The 26,596-nt window shown below is 60.5% G+C and carries 17 protein-coding genes; 10 read left to right on the top strand and 7 right to left on the bottom strand.

What is annotated here, in order from left to right:
- Positions 1–46 precede the first annotated feature (46 nt).
- Entirely contained in the window at positions 47–3,103 is a 3,057-nt protein-coding gene (locus tag C0V97_RS02245; RefSeq protein ID WP_127100299.1) for a hypothetical protein, read from the top strand.
- A gap of 253 nt (positions 3,104–3,356) precedes the next feature.
- On the opposite strand, the gene C0V97_RS02240 is transcribed toward C0V97_RS02245, so the two are convergent.
- Positions 3,357–6,191, bottom strand: coding sequence for a ribonuclease E/G (locus tag C0V97_RS02240; RefSeq protein WP_127100297.1), 2,835 nt, complete (start codon positions 6,189–6,191; stop codon positions 3,357–3,359).
- Between the two features lie 519 nt (positions 6,192–6,710).
- Between C0V97_RS02240 and C0V97_RS02235 the strand changes: the two genes are divergently transcribed.
- Complete coding sequence (locus tag C0V97_RS02235; protein WP_127100295.1) at positions 6,711–7,616, top strand: N-acetylmuramoyl-L-alanine amidase; 906 nt, start codon at positions 6,711–6,713, stop codon at positions 7,614–7,616.
- A 239-nt stretch (positions 7,617–7,855) separates the two neighbouring features.
- On the top strand, positions 7,856–9,427 hold the full coding sequence (locus C0V97_RS02230) for a 2-isopropylmalate synthase (RefSeq protein WP_127100293.1): 1,572 nt from the start codon (positions 7,856–7,858) through the stop codon (positions 9,425–9,427).
- Positions 9,428–9,784: 357 nt separating this feature from the next.
- Here C0V97_RS02230 and C0V97_RS02225 read toward each other — a convergent pair whose 3' ends face one another.
- Entirely contained in the window at positions 9,785–10,279 is a 495-nt protein-coding gene (locus C0V97_RS02225) for a hypothetical protein (RefSeq protein ID WP_233581918.1), read from the bottom strand.
- 23 nt (positions 10,280–10,302) lie between these two features.
- Positions 10,303–10,572 (bottom strand): hypothetical protein, encoded by a 270-nt coding sequence (locus C0V97_RS02220; protein ID WP_127100291.1) that lies wholly within the window; start codon positions 10,570–10,572, stop codon positions 10,303–10,305.
- 398 nt (positions 10,573–10,970) lie between these two features.
- Between C0V97_RS02220 and C0V97_RS02215 the strand changes: the two genes are divergently transcribed.
- The 6 genes from C0V97_RS02215 (at position 10,971) to C0V97_RS02190 (ending at position 17,226) form a co-directional block, all read left to right on the top strand.
- Positions 10,971–12,017, top strand: coding sequence for a rod shape-determining protein (locus tag C0V97_RS02215; RefSeq protein WP_127100289.1), 1,047 nt, complete (start codon positions 10,971–10,973; stop codon positions 12,015–12,017).
- A 21-nt stretch (positions 12,018–12,038) separates the two neighbouring features.
- Entirely contained in the window at positions 12,039–12,983 is a 945-nt protein-coding gene (mreC, locus tag C0V97_RS02210; RefSeq protein WP_127100287.1) for a rod shape-determining protein MreC, read from the top strand.
- A gap of 2 nt (positions 12,984–12,985) precedes the next feature.
- On the top strand, positions 12,986–13,552 hold the full coding sequence (locus tag C0V97_RS02205; RefSeq protein ID WP_127100285.1) for a hypothetical protein: 567 nt from the start codon (positions 12,986–12,988) through the stop codon (positions 13,550–13,552).
- Positions 13,553–13,663: 111 nt separating this feature from the next.
- A complete protein-coding gene (mrdA, locus tag C0V97_RS02200) occupies positions 13,664–15,568 on the top strand; it encodes a penicillin-binding protein 2 (protein ID WP_127100283.1) in 1,905 nt (634 codons plus the stop codon).
- Positions 15,568–16,722, top strand: a complete 1,155-nt coding sequence (gene rodA, locus C0V97_RS02195) for a rod shape-determining protein RodA (protein WP_127100281.1) — start codon at positions 15,568–15,570, stop codon at positions 16,720–16,722. The genes mrdA and rodA overlap by 1 nt, the downstream gene beginning before the upstream one ends.
- 33 nt (positions 16,723–16,755) lie before the next feature.
- Positions 16,756–17,226 carry a DUF3293 domain-containing protein gene (locus tag C0V97_RS02190; protein ID WP_127100279.1) on the top strand — a complete coding sequence of 157 codons (471 nt, stop codon included), beginning with the start codon at positions 16,756–16,758 and terminating at the stop codon, positions 17,224–17,226.
- A gap of 30 nt (positions 17,227–17,256) precedes the next feature.
- On the opposite strand, the gene C0V97_RS02185 is transcribed toward C0V97_RS02190, so the two are convergent.
- Both C0V97_RS02185 and C0V97_RS02180 read right to left on the bottom strand, forming a co-directional pair.
- Complete coding sequence (locus C0V97_RS02185) at positions 17,257–18,135, bottom strand: LysR family transcriptional regulator (protein ID WP_127100277.1); 879 nt, start codon at positions 18,133–18,135, stop codon at positions 17,257–17,259.
- On the bottom strand, positions 18,132–18,506 hold the full coding sequence (locus C0V97_RS02180; protein WP_127100275.1) for a YidH family protein: 375 nt from the start codon (positions 18,504–18,506) through the stop codon (positions 18,132–18,134). Before C0V97_RS02180 ends, C0V97_RS02185 begins: the two co-directional genes overlap by 4 nt.
- 957 nt (positions 18,507–19,463) lie before the next feature.
- Between C0V97_RS02180 and C0V97_RS02175 the strand changes: the two genes are divergently transcribed.
- Positions 19,464–23,165 carry a Hint domain-containing protein gene (locus C0V97_RS02175; protein WP_127100273.1) on the top strand — a complete coding sequence of 1,234 codons (3,702 nt, stop codon included), beginning with the start codon at positions 19,464–19,466 and terminating at the stop codon, positions 23,163–23,165.
- A gap of 78 nt (positions 23,166–23,243) precedes the next feature.
- On the opposite strand, the gene glyS is transcribed toward C0V97_RS02175, so the two are convergent.
- Both glyS and C0V97_RS02165 read right to left on the bottom strand, forming a co-directional pair.
- Entirely contained in the window at positions 23,244–25,313 is a 2,070-nt protein-coding gene (gene glyS, locus C0V97_RS02170) for a glycine--tRNA ligase subunit beta (RefSeq protein ID WP_127100271.1), read from the bottom strand.
- Positions 25,313–26,200, bottom strand: coding sequence for a glycine--tRNA ligase subunit alpha (locus C0V97_RS02165; RefSeq protein WP_031240773.1), 888 nt, complete (start codon positions 26,198–26,200; stop codon positions 25,313–25,315). The genes glyS and C0V97_RS02165 overlap by 1 nt, the downstream gene beginning before the upstream one ends.
- Positions 26,201–26,596 lie beyond the last annotated feature (396 nt).

Below are 26,596 nucleotides of genomic sequence, written 5' to 3'. Positions count from 1 at the left end.
ATTTCCAATATGATGCAAATAAAGCATCATATTCCCGGAGAAAATATTGAAATATATTCGTGCTCGCGCACTGCTTTTGTGCGCTGGTATCGCGACCTGTGCGCCCGTCTGGGCACAGGTTGATGATATGCCCCTGAAGCGCTCTGATATCGGGAAAGGAGGTGGTGTGGCTGGTCTGGACGCGACTCGACGCGTGACCAATGACGTGTCTAATAATACGGTTGTGAGCCGCCATATCGAGTTTCCTGATCATAATCAGGAGATTGTTTTCAACACCGGGTCTCCGGATTCGAATAACCGGCAGATCCACATCGGGTACGACCTCGATAAGAAAAAAGTTTATTTTACCAATGATCATTACGGTAATATTTACGACTTCAACGGCACAATAAAAACGTCGTCGTTACGCGCAGATGACGTCGTGCCATCGCGCCTTTTGTTGGAAAATCCAGGCAATAGCGTCGTATTCAACACAAACTCCCTCGATAGCAACAATCCCTACGTGCGTATCGGTTGGGACCCCACCAAGAATGCGCTCGTGTTTACCAATGATCGTTACGGCAATGAGTTTCGCTTCGAAGGCAACGTCAATGCGAGAGGGATCAATGCGGAGGGTATGAAGCCCGGCTTGGTTGAGTTTGACAAGCCCGGTAAGGAGATTGTCTTTGATACGCTCTCCCTCGATACAAACAATCAGAAGGTCCATATCGGTTATGACCTTGCCAGCAACAGCGTCTATTTCACCAATCAAAGATACGGCAATAATTATAGTTTCAATGGACCGGTCCGGGCCAGCGACTTCGTCCTGAATGGCGGCCGATTGCTGGATGCGGGTTATTTTGCCGCCGATGCGTTCAGCAAAGGGGCACCAGACAATGATCGCTCACGCCTCTGGATGAGCAACGGCGCTGACTGGGGTAACCTTCATCCCGATACGCTCATGCTGGGTGGTGCGCGAGATGGCCAATACATGCATATCAAGGCCACGTGTACGAATACTTCCGGCGGCGATGAGGGAGGGTCCTGCTATCAGTTCACCGATATGCGCGGCCCGCAAAACTTTCATCGTGGGGGAGCTGGCAACACCGATGGCATCAATATCGATGCCCGTTCCCAGGGTAATGGCCCTCTGGACATGCTTGGTGGGAATGAGCTGATCACCAATGCCGACGGGACGCACCGCGTCGGGGGCAGCCTTCATGAGACGCTTGCGCTTGCCAAGGCAGGGCAAAGCTTCATCAATATGACCGAGGTGACGACTTGCGGTCCAAACCTTACCTGCCTCGCCAGTGGCGCCAAGTTCCGGACGAAGGATGGAACATTGGTCGATGAGGCGCCGGTCATCGCGGAAGATGTGCCGATTTTCGCTGCTGACGGAAAGACCCAGATTGGCGTTGATCACCGCGTGACCCTGTCGAGCGGATATAGTCTTGCAAGCGATCTTGCCGCCCACGCAACACTGACCCTCAAGGTCGTCTCTCGGGATGGTAAGGCCTATGCCTACCGTTTCAGGAACGCCCATGAAGTCGTGGTCTATCCCAAGCTCTCGGACGAGGAGGCGGCTGTCTTCCGGGGGCGCATGTCGATGTTTACCAATATCGTCAATGGAATGGCCTCCACCGAGAAAGGCGGCAATACGGATTATCCGAATTATTACTACGGCTATTTCGCGGGGCTCGACACCAGCACAGGAGATGACGGAACCGGGATTTATGTCGAGGCAAGCTTCTATCCCGGCACATCTTCTGCGCGGGCTGGCTTCGTGACTCTGGCGCACCCAGACGTGGACAGATTTGGCGTGACCGGTCAGCCGGGAACCAATAAGGGCGATCAGATCGATTTCAGCGGGATTTCCTATACCGGACCTGATGGCAAGGTCTATCAATCGACTCAGACACATCGCTATCGCTATCCGGCTCTGTTCTTCGGCATGAGTACGAAGAACTTCAACTCCTACAGCCTTCAGCAATATACGCGTCCTGTGGATGGTCTGACACGGGCTTTCGATAACGAGTGGGATTTTTGGATGACGGGTACCCACCCGGGCGAAACAAGCTCACGCGGGTTGACCATGACTTGGGGTGGTTCGACCCTGCCTCTTTCGCCTGATTCCTGGATGTTGAACCTTGCGGGTAATAACGTGATGCCCGTTGGTCTCGATGTGAATGGTGTCTTCCCTTACGGTGGCCGCCTCATTCGCTCCGACGCTGCTTTCAACGTGTTCCGCAACCGCGACGGAAATGCTCCCGGTAACGTGGGCGACACACAATCGGTCATTTCGTTGGGGCAGGGTATCATGGGTAGCGAGTTCCGTGACTCCTACGCCGTCTCGGCGGCTGCGGAACGTGGCGCGACACACCTTGTAGTCAAGGGCGTGATCGCCGGGTATCTGCGCGCCTCGCCAGCGGCGCTGCAGATGACCTCTTCTAACGCGGCAATTCAGGCTGCGCTGCCTCAGGGAACGAATACAATCACGGCCATCAACGTGGACGAACGGGCAGGCGTGACGCAGATCGATCTGGCGCAGCCACTGGCCGCGGCCATTTCGGCCAATGGAGCAACGATCAGCTTTGCTCTGCCTTCAAAATTTGTTGCCCTGCACGGCTATGTCTCTCGTGACGGGCAGGAAAACCCGTCCTATCACCTCGGTGCTCTCGAATCCGGGGACGATCTTGAATATGTTGCGCGCCCCGATTGTAGCGATGCCTCCAAGATTTCCTGCCATCAAGCGGGTCAGCTCGTTTTCGATCCTGCGGGAATTCCCTCGGGAATTGGTCTGGGTGTCGGTAAGGGAAGCGAGATGGATTACAGTCTTGTCGCGAGGGCAAAGGGCAATGTGGTCATCACCCATGGTCTCGAGCTCGGTTCTGCCCGCGGTGGTCAGAACCCGCGTCTCGTTGGGCAGGGGGCCGATACTGTCCAGTTTCTGGCAGCTTCGGGAGAGCCTGCACGTTTGAACGTTGGAACCCTTATCCAGAAGTTGGAGACGCCTGCCTCATCGAGCGCGGCATGTAGTCCGGGGCAGACGCAGGATGACAGCAATTATCACTATGTCTGCGTTGCCAGTAATCGCTGGAAGCGCGTGGCTCTAAGCGACTTCTGAGTTTCAGACATTCCGCTTCTGCCTCTGTCCTGATCCTTATGCTTCACGACGGGGCGGACCTCATGGCGTTCGACACATGGCGGTGAGAGGATGCTGGTACCAGCTACGTTGTTCATCAACGTCAGTCGGTGTCCTGTCGAGCATGTGAGTACGAGCTGAGCGGCTTGTCATCACCATCAAGATCAAAAAAACGGGGCGGTGTGAGCCGCCCCGTTTTTTCTCGTTTTTTCTCGTTTTTGAACGTTGATGGTGCTTAGCGCTTCCACCAGCCGGTACGTGGCTTGGCGGGAGCAACCTCATCGACATTGATGGGCTGGACCACGGGGGGCGCATCCTCGGCCTTTGCCTTGCTGCGGCTCCCACGGCCCTTGGCTGGCGCCTTGGGCTCCGCGGCCACCGGGGCGGCATCAGCGTCTGCTGCCTTGCGCGGCGTACGACCACGGCGGGGCTTGGGTGCCTCCGGTTCGCTTACCAGGGCGACCGGTGTGCCCTCTGCGGCTGCGGCCTCCCCCGAAGTCTCGGCAATCTCGGCTGCAACCGGCGTCTTGCGCGGGCGACCGCGACGGCGTGGAGCCGGCTTCTCCTGATCGGCTTCCGCCACTGCGACAGGCTCGGGAACGGGCAAAGCCGCTTCCGGCACGGGCGCAGAGGGGGCAGGCTCGGATATCTCCGCAGCCGCAGGACGACGACGCGGGCGTGAGCGACCCTTTCGCCCTTCAGCCTCGATGCCATGACGCGACGTTTCGGCCTTGGGTTCGGCGGCGGATTGCGAAGCTTCGACCGGGACAGATTCAGCCAATGTGGGCTTGGGTTCCGTATTAAGCGCGGAAGGCGCCCCCAGACGCGATTCAGCCTGCTCAATCATGTCGAAGATGTCGAACGATGCACCACCGAACGGATTGGCCGGAGTCGGTCCCTCCCAGCGGCTTTCCTTGCGCTCCGGCGTATTGCGACGCTCCTCGGTCGGGCGTGCGTCACGTGTCGGCTCGGCGCGCTCCTCACGGGAAACGCGACGGGTGCGCATGCGACGACGACCCGGAACGATCAAGGCCTCAGCCTCGCTCAGGCTGCTTTCCTCGGAGGGAGCCTGTTCCGGGGTGTTCCCGGAAATTTCGGCCTCATCGTCGGCCTCGTCGTCGGTCTCGGCGGTGGCGTCGCGCTGCTGGTCGTCACGGCCCTGTCCATCGCGGAACTCGTCGGAGCGGCGGCCATTGCGACGGCGGCGGCGACGGCGGCGGCGGCCGCCCTCTTCACGCGCACCTTCCTCGCGACCGTTTTCGTCACGGGTTTCCTTGGACTGCGCGGCGTCAAGCTCCTGCTCGAGTTCCTCTTCCTGCACGACAGAGGTTGCGGGCTCCACCTGAACGCCAGCCTCATGATCATCACGCTCACGCACCGCCCGCTGCTCGGCAGGCACCTGCGGACGCAGACGCTCGATACGCAGATCGGCGGGGGTCAGGCTGTCATCAGGCTGGAACGACACGCGCATGCGGTGACGCTGCTCAATTTCAGCGAGCCATTCACGCTTGTTGTTGAGGATATAAAGAGCGATCCCCGAGGTGATGTGCACGCTGATTTCCGCGGCCTTCTGCTTCAGGCCTTCCTCATCGACGGCGCGCAGGACATGCAGGGCAGCGCTCTCGACGCCGCGGACATGACCTGTGCCCTGGCAATGCGGGCAAGGTACAAGTACGGCTTCGGAAATCGAGGGACGCAGACGCTGACGCGACATTTCGAGCAGGCCGAAATGCGAGATCTGGCCGATCTGGATACGTGCACGATCCGAGCGCAGCGCATCCTTGAGGCGCTTTTCGACCATCGCGTTGTGCTTGCGGCTTTCCATGTCGATGAAGTCGATCACGACAAGACCGGCAAGATCGCGCAGCCGCAGCTGACGCGCCACTTCCTCCGCGGCTTCCAGATTCGTACGGACCGCCGTGTCCTCGATATTGCGCTGGCCGGTCGAACGACCCGAGTTCACGTCGATCGACACCAGTGCCTCGGTCTGGTTGATCACCAGATAACCACCCGATTTCAGCTGGGCCGTGGGTGAGAAGATCGCGTCCAGATGGCCTTCTACATGATAGCGGCCGAACAGGCTCTGGCTCTGGTCGCGCCAAAGTTTCACCTTGTTGGCGTTGTGCGGCATCAGAAGGCGCATGAATTCGCGCGCATTCTTCCAGGCCGGTTCGCCATCGATGACGATTTCCTCGATATCCTTGCTGAACAGGTCACGGATGGCGCGCTTGATCAGGTTGGCTTCTTCATAGATCAGCGTTGGCGCGACCGATGAAAGCGTGTGATTGCGGATATCGTCCCAGAGCTGCAGCAGGTATTCGCAGTCGCGGGTGATCTCGGGACCAGGGCGCTGGGCACCGGCCGTGCGCACGATCATGGCCATGCCGCGTGGCAGATCCAACTCGGCAATGATGTCACGCAGGCGCTTGCGATCGCTGTCCGAGGTGATCTTGCGCGATACGCCGCCGCCACGCAGGGCGTTGGGCATCAGCACGCAATAGCGACCGGCCAGCGAGACATAGGTGGTCAGCGCCGCACCCTTGTTGCCGCGCTCTTCCTTGACGACCTGCACAAGCAGGATCTGGCGGCGTCGGATGACTTCCTGAATCTTGTAGTTGCGCAGGAAGCGCGCCGTGCGACGGGCGGCTGCGCCTTCGTCACCGGTGTCGTGCTCACCCCCCACCGTTTCGGGACGGGCTTCGAACTCTTCCGTCTCGGCCGTGTCGGCCTCGGGCACAGCAGGCGCGTCCTGTTCATTCTCGGCGCGCTCATCGGCACGCAGGTCTTCATCCTGCAGGGCGAGCAACTTTTCGCGGTCAGCAACAGGAATCTGGAAATAATCCGGATGAATTTCGCTGAACGCCAAGAAGCCGTGGCGATTGCCGCCGTAATCGACGAAGGCGGCCTGGAGGCTTGGCTCTACGCGAATGACCTTGGCGAGATAGATATTGCCCTTGATCTGCTTCTTGGACGACGTTTCGATGTCATAATCTTCGAGACGATCACCATCCATAACCACGACGCGGGTTTCTTCCGCGTGGGTGGTGTCGATCAGCATACGCTTGTTCATAAATAGGGAGACTCCGGTCGGCCTTTGTCACGGCCGGGTGCAAGCCCTGTGCAGACACAGTGGCTGTTCCGGCGCGCGCGGCAGAATGTCGAGGCGTGGTTTGTGAAAAAAGGCCATAGGACCAGCGCTCGCGGAACAGCGTCGGACGCAGGGCAAAGCCCGCTCCGGTAGTTTTCCACAAAACGAGACTGGCAGATTTCATGCGGCCCCTGCGAGTTGTCATCTGCGCCCCGTGTTCGAAGACTGACCTCTCTTGACATCCAGCGGCTATGCCAGCGGGAAGGGAGGGCTCTTGCAAACCGTGATGACGCGCGAAGCATGGCGGAAAACGGGAGCGGCGCGTCAGATAACGCCCCTGTGTACGGGGCTGCGTCCTGGCGCCGGATCGACCGTTTCGTGATCCTTCTTCCACAGGATGACGTAAAACGGCGATCCGTGCAAGACGCTCGCCCCTGCCATGTTGACACCGCATTTCTACGCCAGAAAATAGACAGTCGCTCTTCCTGTTTGAGGTCGCTTATGCCCGTTTTCGATCCGACCCGCCGTCAGGTGGCGAATCTGCTTGGCGGGTCGTTGATGACCGGGGCATTGTTGAGGCCGCTCACGGGGTTTGCTTCGGCCCACAAGAGCGCGGTCCATAAGAGCGTCGCGCATAAGCCAACGCATCATGCCTCGGCGCACGGTCCAGCCAAGGCGCCTGCGGTGATCGGTACGGCCGCCCCGCCCCGTCCGGTCATCATGCTCGACCCTGGCCACGGAGGGAAGGATCCCGGAGCGATCGGTGTGAGTGGCACTTACGAGAAGCACATCGCCGCCGCCGCGGCGAAGGAACTCTACCGTCAGATCAAGGCGTCAGGCCGTTATGACGTGGTGATGACGCGCGCGGATGATCATTTCATTCCGTTGGAGGGGCGTGTCGATCTGGCACATCGGCACAAGGCCCAGCTCTTCATCTCCATGCATGCCGACGCGCTGCATGATCCTGATGTGCGCGGGGCCAGCGTCTATACATTGTCCAATGGTGCGTCCGATGCTCAGACGGCCTCGCTGGCCCAGACCGAGAACAGTGCGGATCGTTTTGCCGGGCCAGCATTTCACGGCATGTCGTCCGAGGTGCAGGATATCCTGGCAAGCCTCGTCAATGAAGAAACCCGGCGCGGGTCTGCCCATATGGCGGCCAGTGTCGTTTCGGCATTCCAGCCGCGTATCGGCCTGCTGCGCCACCCGGCACGGCACGCCGCCTTCGTGGTGCTGAAATCTGCCGACATTCCCTCTGTGCTTGTGGAGATGGGATTCATGTCCAATCGCCATGATGAGGCGGCCTTGCGTCAGGGGGCGTATCGGCAGCAGGTAGCCAGCGCCATGAGCGCAGCGATCGATCGCTATTTCGCTTCCACGACAACGAATATTGCGCGCGCAGGGTAGAAATTGTCTCTGTCGCGCTAGGCAAGACCCTGTCTTTTACAGTAGGAAGGGCGTCATGGACATTCTGACGCCCTTCTCCAGCATAGGATCCCGTGCCGCCGCACGCGCTGATCTGTGCCCGGGCCTCCTCCTTCGTACGCTTCGACTTATCTGCCCCTGAGCGCATTTCGCCGCCGGGTTCTCCGGCGCGTTCAGGGGGTTCACGATCTTGTTGTCCAAAGCCACGAAAAGAGACTGCCATGACCATCTCCCATCCTTCCTTCGGCACGGTTGCTGACGACCGCGTCATTATTTTCGACACGACCCTGCGTGATGGTGAGCAATCACCCGGCTTCTCGATGAACCTCGAAGAAAAGATCCGCATGGCGAAGGCCTTGGAGGAACTGGGTGTCGATGTGATCGAGGCAGGTTTTCCCGTGGCCTCTCCCGGCGATTTCGAGAGCGTGCAGAAGATTGCCGAAACCGTGCGTGAGTCGGTTGTGTGCGGTCTGGCCCGGAGTGGTGGCAAGCGTGACATCGAGGCTGCGGGGGAGGCGATTGCGAAGGCTCCGCGGCGGCGTATTCACAACTTCATCTCCACGTCGCCGCTTCACATGAAGTACAAGCTGCGCATGGAGCCGGAAACCGTGCTGGAGCTGATCGCCCAAGGCAACACGGCATCACGGCATTTTACCGATGACGTGCAGTGGTCGGCCGAGGACGGGTCGCGTACCGAGCCCGATTTCCTGTGCCGTTGCGTCGAGACGGCCATTCGCCATGGTGCTACTACCATCAACATCCCCGACACGGTGGGCTTCACCACGCCGGAGGAATTGCAGGCCATCTTCACCATGCTGCGCGAGCGCGTGCCGGGTGCGGAGAAGGTGATTTTCTCGACGCATAACCATAACGATCTGGGACTGGCCGTGGCCAACACTCTCGCAGCCGTGGCAGGCGGGGCGCGTCAGATCGAATGCACCATCAATGGGATCGGGGAGCGCGCAGGTAATGCGGCGCTCGAGGAAATCGTGATGGCCATCCGTACACGTCGCGACAAGATCCCGTTCCAGAACCGCATCGAGACGCCGCGTCTGCTCGGGATTTCGCGTTTGCTCGCAAATATCACCGGCTTTGACGTGCAGCCCAACAAGGCCATCGTCGGTCGCAACGCCTTCGCGCATGAGAGCGGTATCCACCAGGACGGTATCCTGAAGAATGCCGCAACATATGAGATCATGACGCCCGAGAGCGTAGGCTGGAGCAAGACGTCGCTGGTTCTGGGCAAGCATTCGGGCCGCGCAGCTTTTCGCGACAAGCTCAAGGCGCTGGGCTACGAGTTGCCAGATGAGAAGATTCAGGACGCGTTCGAACGCTTCAAGGTTCTGGCTGACCAGAAGAAGACCGTGTTCGACGATGATATCCGTGCGCTCGTCGATGATGAGACTCGCGATCACGACCGTATTCGCTTTGTCTCGCTCGACATTCAGGCAGGCTCGCGCCGTCCCGCAGAAGCCGAGCTCGAACTGCTGGTCGATGGCACTGTGCGCAGCGCGAAGGTGACCGGCAATGGCCCGGTCGACGCAGCATTCAAGGCGATTGGAGAAATCTTCCCGCATGAGGCGGCTCTCGAACTGTTCTCGGTCGGCGCTGTGACCGAAGGGACGGATGCCCAGGCCAAGACTACTGTGCGCCTGCGGGAAGGCGGCAAGATGGTGGATGGTCAGGGTGCAGATGCCGACACAGTCGTTTCCGCCGTGCGCGCCTATGTCCATGCGCTGAACAAGCTGCTGATCAAGCGCACCCGGAGCGAGCCTGAAGCGCTGACTGCCTGAGGACGAGAAACTGTCAGAGCCCTCGCGAGCATCGAGCTCGTGGCGGCTTCGATGGCCCTACGGTTGAGACGTCAGCCAGAGCGCCGGCCGATATTCCGGTCGGGCGCTCTCGCTTCGGATAGGAGCCTAAGTTCACGCACTTGGTGTACCCTACACCGCTTGTCCATTCAGCAAGGCGCCCGCTGGAATGAGCGCCATTCGCGCAAGACATCCTCCCTGAGTGAACGTGCTATTCGCGTTCTTTTTCAGAGGCCGATGGCGCAGCTCATATACAGAAAACCCCGGAAGCCATGATCGGACCGCCGGGGGCTTGATATGGAATGGGCGGACCGTCTGGGCTCTCGTGTACCAGCGCGCTCAGTAACCGCTGCCGTAGCCCTGATTATAGGCGGGATAGCCCTGCGCGGTGGGGTAGCCATTCTGAGGGTATCCCCCTTGCGGGTACGCAGCCTGTGGTTGCGCCGGGTAAGCCGGAGCAGCGTAGCCATTCTGCGCGGGCTGGGCATATTGCTGGGGGTAGGCCTGCTGGGGCGCCTGGTTGTAATAACCCCCCTGATTGTAATACCCGCCCTGGCTGTAGGTATTACTCGGACGGTTAGGCGTTGTGGCCGCGCCACCGGCAGCGCCTACAAGCCCGCCGGCCAAAGCCCCGATTGCGGCGCCACGTCCGCCGCCCGCCAGGGCACCGATGGCCGCACCGGCACCCCCCCCGATCAGGGCGCCAGACCCGGCACGTGCGCCAGGGTCATATGGGCTTCCGCAGCTGCTGAGCAGAGTGCAAAGACCTGCCACCCCCAGAGTTGCGGCAAGCCGTGTTGGCAGGCTGGTCGAATTCGAGGAGGGCGTGGCCATTATACTCTCTCAGTCAGGTCAGATCAGTAGCCCGAACGCGGACGGTTCGGGGTGGTTGCTGCACCGCCAGCCGCACCGAGGGCGCCACCGGCCAGCGCGCCGATAGCAGCGCCGCGACCACCGCCAGCCAGGGCGCCAATGGCTGCACCGCCGCCAGCGCCGATCAGGGCGCCCGAACCGGCACGTGCGCCCGGATCATAGGGGTTGCCGCAAGCGCTGAGGCCGAGCATGCCCACACAGGCTGTGAGAGCCAGAAGCTTGCTCGGGCGGATCGAAATAGAACGCTTGGTCATGGTCTTGGGTATCCTAGGTCATTCAGTCAACACTGCACGAACGGAGCGCGGTTTCCCGGGTTTCCCGGGTCCACTCAGACGTGAACAGGTTGGCGTCATATCGCCATGGGACGCGCGTTCTTACCGTGGCGCCAAAATGGCAGAGAAGCGATTGTTTGTAACGCAAGGTAACCCCTGCCAGGGCCGGGTGGCAGGGATCCTGGATTGTGGTCATTAAACTGCAATTTTCCCGCAAGGGGTCTTGCTCCCCACCCTTGGCCCCGGTAAGCCCTGCGCCAGAATATCTCGCGTCATGACTTCCATGCCCCCGGTATCTCCTCCCGAAAAAGGAAGGAATGTCGGCGAAAAGGAGCCAGGGCGCCACCCGCGCGCGCAAATCTTTCGGCCAGGAGGCTTGAATGTTCTCACGTCTGCTGGGTCTCATGTCGGCAGACATGGCTATCGACCTCGGCACCGCCAATACGCTCGTTTATGTCAAGGGACGCGGTATCGTGCTCGACGAGCCATCCGTGGTTGCCATAGCCGAGGTGCGAGGCAAGAAGCAGGTTCTCGCCGTTGGCGAGGAAGCCAAGCTGATGGTCGGGCGTACCCCCGGCAATATTACGGCCATCCGCCCGCTGCGTGACGGCGTAATCGCCGATTTCGAAGTGGCGGAGGAAATGATCAAGCATTTCATCCGCAAGGTTCATAATCGCCGCGCCTTCGCCAGCCCGCAGATAATCGTCTGCGTACCTTCGGGCTCGACGGCTGTCGAGCGTCGCGCGATCCAGGAGAGCGCCGAGAGTGCCGGTGCGCGCAAGGTGATGCTGATCGAGGAGCCCATGGCGGCGGCGATCGGCGCGGGTCTCCCGGTGACCGAACCTTCGGGCAGCATGATCGTCGATATCGGCGGCGGCACGACCGAGGTTGCGGTGATCTCGCTTGGCGGCATCGTTTATGCGCGTTCGGTGCGTGTGGGCGGCGACAAGATGGACGACGCCATCATTTCCTATATCCGCAAGACCTTCAATCTGCTGATCGGCGAGAGCTCGGCAGAGCGTCTCAAGATCGATATCGGCTCGGCGTGTCTGCCGGATGACCCGCGTGATCCGGGGCCGGTCAAGGAGGTCAAGGGACGCGATCTGATCAATGGCGTGCCCCGTGAGGTTCTGGTGAGCCAGGCCCAGGTGGCGGAGAGTCTTGCCGAGCCGGTGATGCAGATCGTGGATGCCGTCACCACGGCGCTCGAAAACACGCCCCCGGAACTCGCTGCGGACATCGTGGACAAGGGAATTGTGCTGACCGGCGGTGGCGCGTTGCTCTATCGTCTGGATGATGTGCTGCGCAATGCGACAGGCTTGCCGGTGACGGTGGGTGAGTCGCCATTGTCCTGCGTGGCGCTGGGCACGGGGCGCGCACTGGAAGAGATGCGCCGCCTGCGGAATGTCCTGATCTCGATGTACTGATAACCAGGGAGCATCCCGTCGATGCTGTCGATCCAGGGGCGACACGCACTCGCGAAGCTGATGCTGCCGTTTTTTTTCGTGCTGGCAATCGGGCTGATCATGCTCGGCCTCACACGTCGGCCCATCGTTGATTCGGCGCGGCTGAAGCTGGCAGATGGACTTTCGCCTGCCTATCGCCTGATGGCAGCGCCGGAAACGGCTTTTGCCCAGCTGCGTCAGTCGGTGACGGGCCTGACGGATATTGCGGGTGAGAATGTCCGGTTGCGCGCCGAGAATCAGAAGCTGCGCCGCTGGTACGATGTCGCGGTGGCGCTGGCCAATGAGAATGCCCAGCTCAAGGCCAGCCTGCACTGGATTCCTGACAACGCCCCGAATTTCGTGAGCGGCCATGCCTTGCGTGACGCTGGCGGATTATATGGCCGTTCTATCCTGCTGGCGGTGGGCGAGGATCATGACATCGTGCCGGGAGATGTTGCACTCGACGCCTCCGGGCTGCTGGGGCGTGTGACGGAAACCGGTAACCGTACCGTGCGCATTCTGATGATCAATGATGACGCGAGCCGTATCCCGGTCATGCTTACCGCCTCGCGCGGCAACGCGATCATGGCCGGAGACGGCTCCGCCTATCCCAGGCTCATCTACTACGCCCAGGATAATCGTCCGGTCGAAGGCGAGCGCGTTGTGACGGGCGAGCAACCCGCCCCGGACGGGCATGAGCACGGAGCCTTTGCCGGTATGCCAGGAGGGCTCGTGGTGGGGACGGTGCATTATCTGCGCCCCGGCAGTCCGGTGGTGGTGCCCGAGGCCTCGCTCGATCATCCCGATATCGTGCGCGTCTTCAATTACATGAGCGCCGATCATGCCGGGCCGGATGCGCCCGGTCGCGTCAGGCTCATGCCCCCCATGCCGGTCGCTCCTGAACTGCCATTCGTGCCGTTTCAAAAGCCGATAAGGGGGCAGGGCTAGGCATGGTTACCCATCGTCACGCGCCTGACATCCATCCCGGCATCGCCCCGCGTTTGACCCTGCGTCGTCGGCTGGACCGGCTCATGCGCGCGCTTTTGCCCTCGCTGTTCATCGTGGTCAGCGCGTTTGTGCTGTCGGCGGGGCTTGGCATACCGGGCCAGAGCGAACTGGGTTTTGCTATCGCGGCCTCAACGGTGTTTTTCTGGTCGGCCCATCGCCCCCAATCCATGACGCCATTCATGACCTTTTGCGTCGGTCTGGTCTGCGAGATGCTAAGCTTCGGCCCTCCTGGCGTATTCCTGTTTTCCCTGCTCGTGTTTCACGGCGTGGCCCATCTGTGGCGCTATGGTCTCAGCCGGATCAGCTTTCTCTTCGCCTGGGCCTTGCTGGGCGGTCTTGCTCTTGTTTTGTCGTTGTTTGGATGGATCATCGCGTGTATCGGGACGTTGACGTTCCTCTCACCGGGGCCGAGTCTCTTTCAGGCTGCGGTGACAATTGGTATCTATCCGACATTGAGCGCCCTGTTCGCATGGGCGCGTCGCACGGTGGCAGACCCTGAACAAGCCTGAAGGCCCGGTTTTGAGCATGATGTTCCGTCGCAGCGCAGCGTTTCCGACCGGACGCCCGACAGGTGGACCTGTAGCCATGCGCGCTCCGTATCGCGGATATGTTGCCACGCGATGAAGTCAAAGCGCCCGCAGTCATCCCGGACTCGCAGCAAGCGTGAGGAGGTAACGCCCTCGCGCGGTGTGTTCACGCGCCGCGCCCTGCTCGTGCTTGCCACCCAGGCAGGCGTGCTCGGCGTGCTGGGCAAGAAGCTCTATGATCTCCAGGTGCATGAGGGCGATCATCTGCGCGACCTGGCGGCCCGCAATCGGACGAGCAAGCGTCTGCTTGCCCCGGCACGCGGGCAGATCGTCGATCGCTTCGGCATCCAGCTGGCGGGCAACAAGGTTAACTGGCGCGCGCTCCTCATGCCGGAGGAGACAACCGACATCCACGCGACCATCGCGCGTTTCGGCCAGATCATCGCGCTCGATGAGCGTGATCAGGCGCGTATCGAGCGCGACCTGCGCCATATTCGTAAATACGTGCCTGTCGCTCTCAAGGATTTCCTGAGCTGGGATGACATGGCGCGTATCGAACTGAACGCGCCGAGCCTTCCTGGCGTACTGATTGATGTCGGCACGACGCGGCTTTATCCCTATGGACCGCAATTGGCGCATATTGTTGGTTATGTCGCGCCTCCCAATGAGCGCGACGTGGCCTCCAGCCCGATGATGGCTTTGCCGGGCATGCGCGCCGGTCGGGCCGGTATCGAGCAGACCCAGGATGATCTGCTGCGCGGCGCGCCGGGCTCTGTCGAGATGGAGGTCAACTCCAAGGGCCGCGTCATGGGTGAGATGGATCGCGTCGACGGCCAGCAGGGTGACGAGATCGTCCTGACCATCGATGCCGGGCTGCAGCAGATGGTGCTCAACCGCATCGGCGATCAGGCTGCCAGCGTCGTGGTGATGGATTGCCGTAATGGCGAGGTGCTGGCCATGGTCAGCACACCGTCTTTCGATCCCTCCCTGTTTGATTCAGGCGTGAGCCACGCTCAATGGATCGAATGGACGAATAACGTCCGTACCCCGCTCATCAACAAGACGGTGGCCGGTGTCTACCCGCCAGGATCGACCTTCAAGCCTGCCGTGGCTCTGGCTGCGCTGCAATCGGGGCTGGTCAGCCCGCAGGACCGGTTCACCTGTCCTGGCTATTACGACATGGGTGGGGTCCGTTTTCATTGCTGGTCGCGCTGGGGGCATGGAAGCATCACCATGCAGCAGGCACTCATGTATAGCTGCGACGTCTATTTCTATCTGGCGGCGCGCAAGATCGGCATGGAGCCCATCAAGGCCATGGCCAATGGCTTCGGTCTCGGCACCAAGCTGGATATAGAGCTTCCCCATACCCGCGCCGGTGTGATCCCCACGCCCGAATGGCGCCAGAAACACGGCTTTCACTGGAATGGGGGTGACACCGTCAATGCCGGCATCGGTCAGGGTTTCGTGCAGGTCACGCCGCTTGAGCTCGCCACCTATGTTTCGCGCATCGCTTCCGGGCGTAACGTGACGCCGCATCTGGTGCGCAAGATCAACGAGCACGATTCCGAGCATACGCCGCTCGATGCCGCTCCTGTGCTCGATATCCCCGACGCGCATCTTTCGGTCATTCGTCAAGGCATGTTCGATGTCGTGAATGCGCCGCGCGGAACGGCGCCTAAAGCCCGGCTGAATATCCCCGATGTGGCAATGGCGGGGAAAACGGGTTCGGCTCAGGTCAGGCGCGTGTCGCGCGCACTGCGTGAGAGTGGGCACTTCAATTCGATGAACCTCCCCTGGGAGGAGCGTCCCCATGCGCTTTTCATCTGTTTCGCACCTTATGATGCGCCGCGTTATGCCATTGCGGTCGTGATCGAGCACGGGAATGGCGGCGCGGATGCCGCTGCCCCGCTGGCACGTGATATCATGACCGATACGCTTCAGCGCGATCCGGTCAATCACGATCACGCCCCCGGTCAGGCCGTCGCGGACGCAGAGTAATGAACTGGCAGAAACGCCTGTGGCGTCCAGAGCCGAGTTTCCGGCTTCTGGGCAAGCTGCTTCAGATCAACTGGCTTTACGTGCTGCTCATCTGCGCTCTGGCCGGGGTCGGTTATCTGGCGCTCTACTCCGCAGGGGGCGGCACGGCCAAGCCTTTTGCCCGGCCGCAGATCGTGCGTTTCGGCTTTGGTCTGGTCATGATGATTGTGGTGGCGCTGACGAGCCCGCGCGTGCTGCGCCTGCTCTCCATACCCGTCTATCTCGGCGCGGTGACATTGCTGACGCTCGTGCTCCGCATGGGCCATGTGGGCAAAGGGGCTGAGCGCTGGATCAATCTGGCAGGGCTTCAGTTCCAGCCCTCGGAATTTGCCAAGATCGCGCTCGTCCTGGCGCTGGCGAGCTGGTTTCACCGTATCGACATCAAGCGCATGGGCAATCCACTGCGCCTGATCCCACCTGCGCTCCTGACCCTGCTGCCGGTGGCGCTGGTACTCAAGGAGCCCAATCTTGGCACGGCGGTCATCATCGGGCTTATCGGCGCGACGATGTTCTTTGCAGCGGGAATGCGCCTGTGGCAGATCGCGCTTCTGGTGGCCCCCGTGCCGTTTCTCGGCAAATTCGTTTACGGCCATCTGCATGATTACCAGAAGGCGCGTATCGACACCTTTCTGCATCCGGAGCATGACCCGCTTGGGGCCGGGTACAATATCATCCAGTCCAAGATCGCGCTGGGTTCGGGCGGGATGTGGGGCGAGGGGTATTTGCGGGGAACGCAGGGACAGCTGAACTTTCTGCCGGAAAAACAGACCGACTTCATCTTCACCATGATTGGGGAGGAATGGGGCTATGCCGGGGCGATCTCGGTTATCGGTCTTCTGGCTCTGCTTGTGGTGGGCGGCATGCTGATGTCCATGCGCAGTCGCAACCAGTTCGGTCGCCTGCTGGCACTTGGCATCTCGGTCGATTTCTTCCTGTATTGCGCGGTCAATCTCTCGATGGTGATGGGTGTCATTCCTGTGGGCGGTGTGCCCCTGCCGCTGATCTCCTATGGCGGCTCGGCCATGCTCACCATGATGTTCGGCTTTGGTCTGCTGCTCTCTGCCTGGGTGCATCGGAACGAGCGTGACACGATCGAGCGTAATCCCGATCTCTAGAGTCTGCGGAGCCGAGAAGAGGGTAGGGGAACCATGCAACGGCCGAGACCCCCAACCCCGTCCACGCGCCGCGCCTACAGCCAGACATGCTACGATCTGGCGCAGCACACGATCCGAATTGGCGAGCGGCTTGACCCATGGCCCTTTCGGTCACGGGCGCTCGTGCTCATCAGTGCCTGCAACCCAAGCGGGCGACGCCAGCCCGAGGGGATCAATCGCAGAGCCATGGCCCATCTGCGCGCTCATCTGTCGGTCTTTGATCCGCAGGTGGGATATGGTCACTGGCGTGGCTGGGGAGAGTCCTTCCTTGCCGTAGCCTTGCCTATGGACCGAGCACGTGTCTTGGGCAGGCGTTTTGGGCAGAATGCTCTCGTCTATGTTGTGAAGGGCCGTAAGGCGCGCCTGATCTGGCTGTACGACAGGCGGAAGCTGCCCCACGGACGGGAAAAACGCACGCCTGCGACGCTTATCGATACGGGCCGATCGATAGAGGCCGATCGATAGGGTCGGTCGCAAAAGACTCGTCTGTCGCGTTCAGAGAGAGGAGCGCAGAAATTGGGTGAAGGCTTGTTCCGCCGGGGAGAGCGAGCGATCATTGCGGACAAGCGCAAAGCGACGGTCGGGAAATGCCATCTCGACGTGATGCAATAATCCGTTTTCAATGAGCCCTGCCACGACACTGGCAGAGAGAACCGTCGCTGCCTGCCCCGTGCTAATGGCATTCGCAATGGCCTCATTAGAGGTCAACTCCATCACGATGGTCAACTGCGCAGGATCTACACCCCAGTCACTCAAGGCATTTTCGAAACTGGCCCGCGTTCCCGATCCCCTCTCGCGCAGGATCCAGCCTGCCTGGGTCAGATCCCGTGGCAGGGGCGGCTCTCTGGACCAGGGATGATCGGGCGCTACCACCAGAACCAGCTGATCGCGGGCAATCTCGGTCAGGCTCAGCCCCGCTTCCGTGCCGGCGCCCTCGATCAGGCCAAGCGAGAGCGTCCCGGAGGCGAGGTTCTGACAGATTTCCTCAGTGTTGCTGATAGTGAGAGAAAGGGTGATATCAGGGTTGCGCGTGTGAAACTGGTTGAGCCGAGCCGGAAGCCAGTAACTTGCGATGGTCTGGCTGGCCCAGAGGTGCAGCGTCCCTCCTTTGAGCATCGTGAGTTCGGTCATACGGGACCTCGCGGCCTCAGCACGACTGAGTACGGCGCGGGCTTCGGACAAGAAAACCCGTCCCGTGGGTGTAAGAGCGATGCCGCGTCCGATCCGATCGAAAAAGCTTAGCCCGAACTCCTGCTCGAGCGTCATGATCGCGTGACTGACGGCGGACTGTGTCAGGCATAAGGCCTCGGCTGCCCGTGTCACATGTTCACGCTCGGCAACGGCAATAAATATGCGAAGCTGTTCGAGAGTCATGACGGCAGCACGCCGAGCAGCGAGAGCAGAATACCCGCGACGAGGAAGCACAGGAAAAGGCAGAAGATCCCCTCTAGCCCGTTCAGTGTAATCTCTCGTGGTTCCTCGGAGGATAGCGCTGCCTTGACCCGGCGAAATCGCCACCAGCTCGCGGGAAGGAGGGCAAGCCCTGCGCAGATCGTCGCAACGCCAATCCACGCTGAGGAGCCCAGCAGGCGTGGCATGGCGGCATGATGTTCATTGCTGATCAGCCTTAGGAAGATATTGAATTTTGCCAGCATGCATCCGATCGCGACCATAGCGAGCGCCGTGCGCACCCAGGCAAGAAAGGTCCGCTCATTGGCGGCGTGGTCGGTATAGCGGGCGATCATTGGGGCTTTTCCTGACAATCCGTATGCGCAAACCATGCGATCATAATCTGGATGGTCAGCGGCAGGAATGGTGACCCGAGCAAGCCGTCCGGTCTCGGGATAACTGGAGCGAAGGGGGGGCTGATCAGCGCTCTTGGGGTTCGCAAGGTCTGAAGTGTATGGCGGGCAGGTGTCTGGTTTGAGCTGCGCGTGGCGCCTGCGCCTTTTAGGGGCAACTGCCCGCAGGTCCTCGATAGAGAGAACCATCGCATCGAGACAGATCTCATTCAGGGCCGCCAGGTGGGAGGAAAGCGGAGTCACATGTTGAACGTGACTATAATATTGATGAAAAATTATCAGCGCTTCGCCTGTTCTCTATTTTTATTATCAATTTCATATTTTCTTCATAATCATGTCAGTTAACGAACATTATTGTCATAAATAGACTCAATCCGTGCCTTCGCGACTGTCATGGCTTGCGCGCATCGACTTGCCGCGAACCGTCATGGAATCGTCCGATCCACCAACCGGGCTTCGCTTGGATGCTGGTTGATCGTCTTTCTGCGCCGTGAGCCTGTATCGGCACCAGGTCTGTCCAAACGGCTTAAACTGCGGATTTCGCCGCCCCTCTCCTCGCGATCTTATTCCCCGATAAGTAAGCGCCTTGTGCTTTGACTGTTCGATTGCTGTGCGTTCAGAGGCTTCCCCGTGACGAGGGTCAGGCGAGGGATGAGAAGTTTCGTGCTCAATAGAGCGATCCAAGTATTCATATCGATGATATGAGGGTGATATGCCTGAATTTTCGACATAGTTTGTTGAATAATATCAATTACCGACGCAGATAACGGTCCGGTTAATGAGTGCTCGTTCAGATTATGCAAGGAGTTCCCCGAATCAATAAAGTCGGGAGAAAGCCCTTTGGCTTACGTATTGCGCGGAACGTGGTCCGCTGTATCTGATGGTTACGCAACCGTTTACGTGAGCGGCACGGCTCGGGTGCGTGATCAGGTTTCACTCGGGAGCGGCGCGTCGCTCAAGATCACGAGTGGGGCTTTTGTCGATGGCCTGACAGCTGTGAAGGGGAGTGTTTCCGTCGCTGCTGGGGGTGTGCTGGCAAACTCCCAACTCGATGACTCGACGCTCACAGTGGCCTCGGGTGGGATCATCCAGACCAACAATCTGAATTCGACCGAGACGACCCTCGGCTCCGGCGCTCAATCCTATAATGATACCTGGTTCAATAGCGGGTATGACGCCAATTGGGTGACCGTTGCCGCCGGAGCATCGATCATGCAGAGCCAGATCCTCAAGGGAGGGTATCTGCGCGTTTCCAGTGGTGGCAGTGCCGCAGGAGTTGTTGTTTCGGCGGGTGGGTCAGCGATCCTTGCCTCCGGAACGACCGATGGTTTCACGGCAATGTCGGGTGGCTACGTTCAGTCGGGCACAGCATTTTATTCCGGCTCTACCGTCAACGGCACTGAACTTGTCAATGCGAGCGTTCTGAGCGGGACATGGTCGGCGGTGAACCTTGATGGAGGTACAGTCTATCAAAGTGGCACCGTGATCGTGTCCGGTCCGGCCGTGCTTGGTACGAGCGCTGTCCTTTACATCAAGAACGGGGCCGTGGCGTCTCAGCTCTCGGGCTATCTCGTCAGTGTTGTGATCGAGGCGGGGGGTAATCTGGACTCGTCCGTGATCATCAACGGTTCGGTCAGGATCGCTGCAGGGGGGGCTTCGACCAATAATGCTCTCAACTCTACCGCAACGACTGTTGCGAGCGGGGGCAGCTCATTCAACGACGTCTGGTATAATAGCGGCTACGATATCAATGTCGCGACGTTTCAGTCTGGAGCAAGCATCAGTGGTGCCCAGGTTCTGAATGGTGGAAGTCTGTCGGTCCAGACAGGCGCGACCGGGAATGACATTTATGTCTCGGGTACCGGTACGGCCACTTTCAGCGCAGGCAGTGTCGAGAATTATACGGCGGCCCCGGGCGGCAAGGTCGTTTCCGGAACCATGACCTATTCCGGAATTCTGGTAGGCGACAACAGCTATGATAACACCCGCGTCCTGAGCGGTGTCTGGTCAGCAATAGACTCCGATGGGACAACCGTTTTCAGGAGCGGCTCGGTTTCGGTGCAGTGGCCTGTAACCTTCGCGTCAGGGGCGACACTGTATATCAGCAGCGGCGCTCAGGTTGCGGGGATCAAGGCCGTTGCCACCACAGTCCAGGTCCTGAACGGGGGGGCTCTCTATCAATCGACCATCGAGAACGGCACCCTCACCGTTGCCAGCGGTGGCTCGACCACGGGCAATTATCTCAATTCCACGACGACCACCTATGGCAGCGGCGCCTCATCATTGGCAGATCGCTGGTACAATAGCGGCTACAATGTCGACGCGGCGGTTTTCCAGTCCGGTGCCTCGGTCTGGGGGGCCGTGGTCGATCAGGGTGGCTCCGTCACCGTCAGCTCCGGTGCGCAGGGTAGCGATATCACCGTCTACAAGGGCGGTTCGGCGTCTTTTGCGAGCGGCACGGTCGACCAGTATCGTGCGACGTCGGGGGGGACTCTGGTCTCCGGCTCCCAATATTTCACGGGTATGATGATTGACGGAAGCAGCTACGACAACACGCCGCTCCTCGCAGGCAGATGGACGGCCGTCTATGATCAGGGGGCGACAGTCTATACCAGTGGAACCACCAGTTTCAGCTGGCCCGTCGCCATGGCACAAAGCGCCTTTCTAACTGTCGGTCCCGGTGCAACGGCGTCCTCGATCTACGGGACTGCGATAACCGTGACCGTCCAGAGCGGGGGCACTCTGACGGCTTCCCGTATCGCCAATGGCAGTGTGACGCTGGCCTCGGGCGCATCGTCCATCAATAATGGCTTCAATTCCACGCCTGTCACGATCTCCTCCGGCGCCTCGTCAGTGGCTGATGACTGGTATAACAGCGGCTATAATGTGGATGTGACCTCCGTCTATGCTGGCGCAACGCTGGAGGGCGTCACTATTGGCAATGGCGGATCGATGGTCGTTCAGTCGGGCGTCAATCTTGGCAACGTGAGTGTCGACTCTGCGGGGGTCTTCGTTACGTCCTCTCCCATGAATGGCGATGTCTGGGTGCCGCCCGCACCAGAACCAAACGGCGCGGTAACCCTTACCGGAACATGGTCGGCCGTCGCGGACGAGTGGGGTCAAACAGTCTATCAGAGCGGCACAAAAGTCGTTTCGGACTCCGTCGCTCTGGGTAACGGCGCGACCCTCTATGTCATGAGTGGTGCGACCGCCTTGAACCTCTCCGGCTATCTGGTGAGCGTCTATGTTTCCAATGGTGGTACGCTGATGGCCTCCTATATCCGCAACGGCACGGTCTCCGTGCTTGATGGGGGGACCACACTCGGCAACCAGTTCAACTCCGTACCCATGACCATTGCAGCCGGGGGCAGTTCCATGAACGACACCTGGTTCAATAGCGGATACAACGTCGATCGTGTGACTGTGGCGTCTGGTGGCTACGTCCAGTCTCCCTCGGTGGGCAGCGGAGCGATCCTCTCGGCGGGGCCGGGTGCAACCCTGACATCGCCCGTCGTCGGGCAGGGCGGGGTGCTCATGCTGGATCATGTGGCGCTCGATCCCTGCTTTCTCGCCGGGACGCTTATCCAGACTGCCCAGGGAGAGGTTGCGGTCGAAAATCTGCAGATCGGGGATGAGGTCATTTGTCTCGATGGGGAGCATCGGTTCACGCAGAAAATCTCCTGGATCGGTTCGCGCCAGAACCAGCATCAGCCCTACCTGCCGCTCGATCAGGCCGGATATCCGGTATGTATCCGCAAGAATGCGCTGGCCGACGGCGTGCCCTCGCGCGATCTGTACATGACGAGCGAACATTGCATGCCTTTCGAGGGAGCATTCATTCCGCTGCGTATGCTGGTGAACGGCACGAGCATCTATTACGACACCACCCGGCCGATCTATCACTACTACCATATCGAGATGGAGCGGCATGCCATCATCCTGGCCAATAACACCCCAACGGAAAGCTATCTGAATACCGGCCATCGACGCCAGTTCACCCATCAGGCCTCGATCCCCGGACGTATCATGGAGATCCCGGGGGACTGGCATTCTGACGCGGCTCTTCCACTGAATGTGGCCTGCGATTTCGTACAGCCTGTCCATGAGAAACTCGTCGCGCGAGCGTTGTCGCTCGGCTTCGAGAGCAAGCTGCAGGGATCGGGTGCCATGACGGAGGATCCCGATTTCTGCCTGATCCTCGAGAATGGAACCCGCATCGATCCGATCGCGATCGAAGGTGCACGTCGCCGCTTTAGCCTGCCGCCTGGTGTCCGGTTTGTACGTCTGGCTTCCCATCAGGCGCGGCCTTGTGACTTCATCGGTCCCTGGGTCGATGATCGTCGTCGCTTTGGTGTGTGTATCGGTGAAGTGAGCCTGCAGATTGCCGATCGTGCGCTGCCGATCAGGACCCATCTGGATGGGGTCGAGCGTGAGGGCTGGGTTGCGGAGCTTTGTGAACTGGGGCGCTGGACGGAAGGCTATGCGCTTCTGAACCTGCCTTCCGTGACAGCGACGGTGCCCGCGCTGCTCGATATCGAGGTAACAGGCACGGTTCCTTACCGCGTCGACCCTATTATCGAGGCACCCAGGTTCTGCGCCTGAATTGAGGTAACCCTGCCGCAGCATGCGGCAGGGTTACAGGGGCCTCCGGCAATGCGATTGCCAGAGATCCTGATTGTTTTAGCCCTCGATCTGGCTGAAATCCGCAATCTCGGCGAGCGTTGCACCAATATGGGCCAGCAGGCGGAGGCGATTCAGGCGCCGTGCCGGCTCGGGGTCATTAACCGTCACGACCTCGAAGAACTTGTCCAGCGCAGGACGCAGCGCCGCAGCTGCGACCATGGCTTCGGCAAAGCGTTCCTCGCCCAGTGCCGCGTGGATCGCGTCATGCGCGGCGAAGAGCGCCTCGCCCAGAGCGCGTTCCTCATCCTGTTCGAATAGGGATGCATCGGGCGTGCCCTCGTGCGGGCCGTCCTTGCGGTTCTCGATGCGCAGGATATTGGCAGCGCGCTTGCTCGCGGCCAGCAGGTTACGCCCGTCATCGGTCCCGATCATTTCGGCCAGAGCGCTGGTGCGTGCCAGCAGCCGCACCAGATCGCCATCAAGCCCGCCTGCGAGTGTGGCTGCCAGTACGTCATGACGCTCGCCTTCGCCGCGCAACTGAACGCGCAGGCGCTCTGCCAGGAAGCCGGGCAGGGCCGGAAGCTCCCCCCCTTCACGCAGAGTCTCGGGGAGGTTCCGCGCGGCCTCGGCGATGAGCGGGATCAGATCGAGGCGCAGCCCGTTATCGCGGATGATGCGGATAATTCCGAGCGCTGCACGACGCAGCGCATAGGGGTCGCCCGAGCCGCTCGGCGTTTCACCCATGGCGAAAAAGGCGGTCAGCAGATCCAGACGATCGGCGAGCGCGACGGCCACCGAGACCGGTGCGTGGGGCGTGGCATCGCTCAGCCCGCGAGGCATGTAGTGCTCGGCCACCGCATTGGCCACAGCCTCTGCCTCATGGTCATGACGGGCATAATAGCCGCCCATCACGCCCTGGAGCTCCGGGAACTCCCCGACCATGCCGGTCGTCAGATCGGCCTTGGCCAGCAATGCCGCGCGCTGGGCCTGAGCCTGGGCTTGCGCATCAAGACCCATGGCCTTTGCCACAGTCCCAGCGAGCGCGACGATGCGTCGAACGCGTGCGCCTTGGCTGCCCAGACGGGCATGGAAGGTCACACCATCCAGCGCAGCAACGCGTTCCGCCAGTTTGGTCTTGCGATCCAGATCCCAGAAATGCCGCGCGTCGGCAAAACGGGCGCGCAGCACGCGCTCATTGCCAGCCACGGTCAGCGCGCCACCATCGGCAAAATCCATATTGGCGATGAAGGCAAAATGCGGGGCTGCCGTTCCGTCTGCGCTGCGCAGGGCAAAGTAGCGCTGGTTGATGCGCATGGAGACCTGCATCACCTCAGGCGGCAGGTCCATATAGGCTTCATCGATCCGGCCGAGGAGAGCGACTGGCCATTCGGCCAGGCCCGACACTTCCTCGACCAGCTTCTCATCCTCGACAAGCGTGAGACCGGCCTTGTCGGCCTGTGCCTTGAGACCATCGCGGATGATTGACAGGCGCTTTTCCGGATCGAGCACGACACTGCGGGCGAGAAGTTCGGAGGTGAGCTGGGCGTAGGAGGAGACGGTAAACGCGCCCGGCGCCATGAAACGATGGCCTTCGCTCTGCGCGTCGGAGGTCAGACCATGGGCGTCATCACTCTCGGTCGCCAGGGTGAAAGGCACGAGAGTCCCGTCGAGCAGACATACAATGCGACGCAAGGGGCGCACCCAGGTGAACAGGCTGCCACGGCCCCAGCGCATGGATTTGGGCCAGGGAAAGCGCCAGAGCAGGGCAGGGAGTGTTGCGGCAATCTGCTGGGCGGCACTGATGGCGGGCAGCGTGCGATTGAGCACCCAGAAACCGTTTTCGAGCACCAGCGCGTCGCGATCGGCACCGTGCTTGCGCAGAAAACCCGCCAAAGCCTGCTCGGGCGCCGTCTCACGCGGACCGCGCTCTGATTGGGTGGTTTCGGCAATGTGCTCGGCAATCTGCATGACCACGCCGATGCGGCGTGCACCCCAGAACGGGGTGATGTCCGAAGGGGAGAGGGGAGAGAGGGCCTCGGAAACAAGGCGCGCCAGATCCTGACCGGCGCTTTCCTGCATGCGGGCAGGAATTTCCTCGCAATCGAGAACGAGAAGGAATTCGGCCATTATTTCGACTCCTCGTCGCCAGCAAGCCAGGTTTCGCAGCAGAGCTTCGCGAGATTGCGCACGCGCCCGATATAGGAGGCGCGCTCGGACACCGAAATGACACCGCGTGAGTCGAGCAGGTTGAACAGATGGCTGGCCTTGACGCACTGGTCATAGGCGGGCTGGGCTACGCCCGCCTCAGCCAGACGCACGGATTCCGCTTCGGCATCGCGAAAATGGCGCATCAGCATTTCGGTATCGGCCAGCTCGAAATTATGGCGTGAATAATCCTGCTCGGCGCGCAGGAAGACGTCGCCGTATTTCAGGCCTTGACCATTGAAGTCGAGGTCATAGACGTTCTCGACCCCCTGCACATACATGGCCAGACGCTCAAGCCCGTAGGTCAGTTCGGTCGAGGGAACGACGGTCGGAATGCCGCCAACCTGCTGGAAATAGGTGAACTGCGTGACTTCCATGCCATCGCACCAGACTTCCCAGCCCAGCCCCCAGGCGCCGATGGTCGGGTTTTCCCAGTCATCCTCGACAAAGCGGATATCGTGCTTTTCCGGGTCGATGCCAATGGCACGATAGCTGTCGAGCAGCAGGCGCTGGCTGTCTTCCGGCGTTGGCTTGAGCAGCACCTGATACTGGTAATAATGCTGGAGCCGGTTCGGGTTTTCACCATAGCGTCCGTCTGAGGGCCGACGACAGGGCTGCACATAGGCGGCCTTCCACGGCTTGCGCCCCAATGCCCGCAGCGTCGTATGCGGCGAGAGCGTACCCGCACCCAGTTCGGTATCATAAGGCTGGAGCAGGGCGCAGCCCTGTGCCGACCAGAACTGATGCAGGCGCAGGATCAGATCCTGAAAGGAAAGGGGGCGTCCGCCGTTTTCGGGCAAGGGGGTCAAGGATCGAGGCTCCGGTCTTGTTCAGTCGGTCCGTTCTACCCCGATGGCGGGAACAAGCCAATCTCGCGCCAACGTAACGGTCTTGTGGTTTGTCCCAGATAGTTTTCAGTCCAAAGCCTGGACAGAAATGAGACGTCTGACAGCGTGACAGGCCCTGGCCCAGATATGACCGCATCTCCTGAAAAAGGGGTTCGCGGTCGCTTGGGTTTTGATGCTGGGCTCATCAGTTATTTAGGCGCACCCGTACGCAGGATCGGCTCCGGTCCGGGCGACGCTTCCGCAGTTCCATGAACGCGTCTGGCCATGGAAACGGCCCGAAGAGGAGGACCGTGTCCGTTCCTGGGGGATCACCGTCTATGACGAGTTTTCAGACTTTGGGCCGTCGGTAGCCATATG

Origin of the sequence: Asaia sp. W19 (assembly GCF_003994335.1) — a bacterium.
GTDB lineage: Bacteria > Pseudomonadota > Alphaproteobacteria > Acetobacterales > Acetobacteraceae > Asaia.
Note: the sequence above shows the minus strand (reverse complement) of the source record. Positions and strands in the feature narration are given on the sequence as shown.

Excerpts from the sequence above, each read along its gene's own strand:
- C0V97_RS02240 (WP_127100297.1), bottom strand. The coding sequence starts at position 6,191 with ATGAACAAGCGTATGCTGATCGACACCACCCACGCGGAAGAAACCCGC.
- C0V97_RS02235 (WP_127100295.1), top strand. The coding sequence starts at position 6,711 with ATGCCCGTTTTCGATCCGACCCGCCGTCAGGTGGCGAATCTGCTTGGC.
- C0V97_RS02230 (WP_127100293.1), top strand. The coding sequence starts at position 7,856 with ATGACCATCTCCCATCCTTCCTTCGGCACGGTTGCTGACGACCGCGTC.
- C0V97_RS02225 (WP_233581918.1), bottom strand. The coding sequence starts at position 10,279 with ATGGCCACGCCCTCCTCGAATTCGACCAGCCTGCCAACACGGCTTGCC.
- C0V97_RS02220 (WP_127100291.1), bottom strand. The coding sequence starts at position 10,572 with ATGACCAAGCGTTCTATTTCGATCCGCCCGAGCAAGCTTCTGGCTCTC.
- C0V97_RS02215 (WP_127100289.1), top strand. The coding sequence starts at position 10,971 with ATGTTCTCACGTCTGCTGGGTCTCATGTCGGCAGACATGGCTATCGAC.
- mreC (WP_127100287.1), top strand. The coding sequence starts at position 12,039 with ATGCTGTCGATCCAGGGGCGACACGCACTCGCGAAGCTGATGCTGCCG.
- C0V97_RS02205 (WP_127100285.1), top strand. The coding sequence starts at position 12,986 with ATGGTTACCCATCGTCACGCGCCTGACATCCATCCCGGCATCGCCCCG.
- mrdA (WP_127100283.1), top strand. The coding sequence starts at position 13,664 with ATGAAGTCAAAGCGCCCGCAGTCATCCCGGACTCGCAGCAAGCGTGAG.
- rodA (WP_127100281.1), top strand. The coding sequence starts at position 15,568 with ATGAACTGGCAGAAACGCCTGTGGCGTCCAGAGCCGAGTTTCCGGCTT.
- C0V97_RS02190 (WP_127100279.1), top strand. The coding sequence starts at position 16,756 with ATGCAACGGCCGAGACCCCCAACCCCGTCCACGCGCCGCGCCTACAGC.
- C0V97_RS02185 (WP_127100277.1), bottom strand. The coding sequence starts at position 18,135 with ATGACTCTCGAACAGCTTCGCATATTTATTGCCGTTGCCGAGCGTGAA.
- C0V97_RS02180 (WP_127100275.1), bottom strand. The coding sequence starts at position 18,506 with ATGATCGCCCGCTATACCGACCACGCCGCCAATGAGCGGACCTTTCTT.
- glyS (WP_127100271.1), bottom strand. The coding sequence starts at position 25,313 with ATGGCCGAATTCCTTCTCGTTCTCGATTGCGAGGAAATTCCTGCCCGC.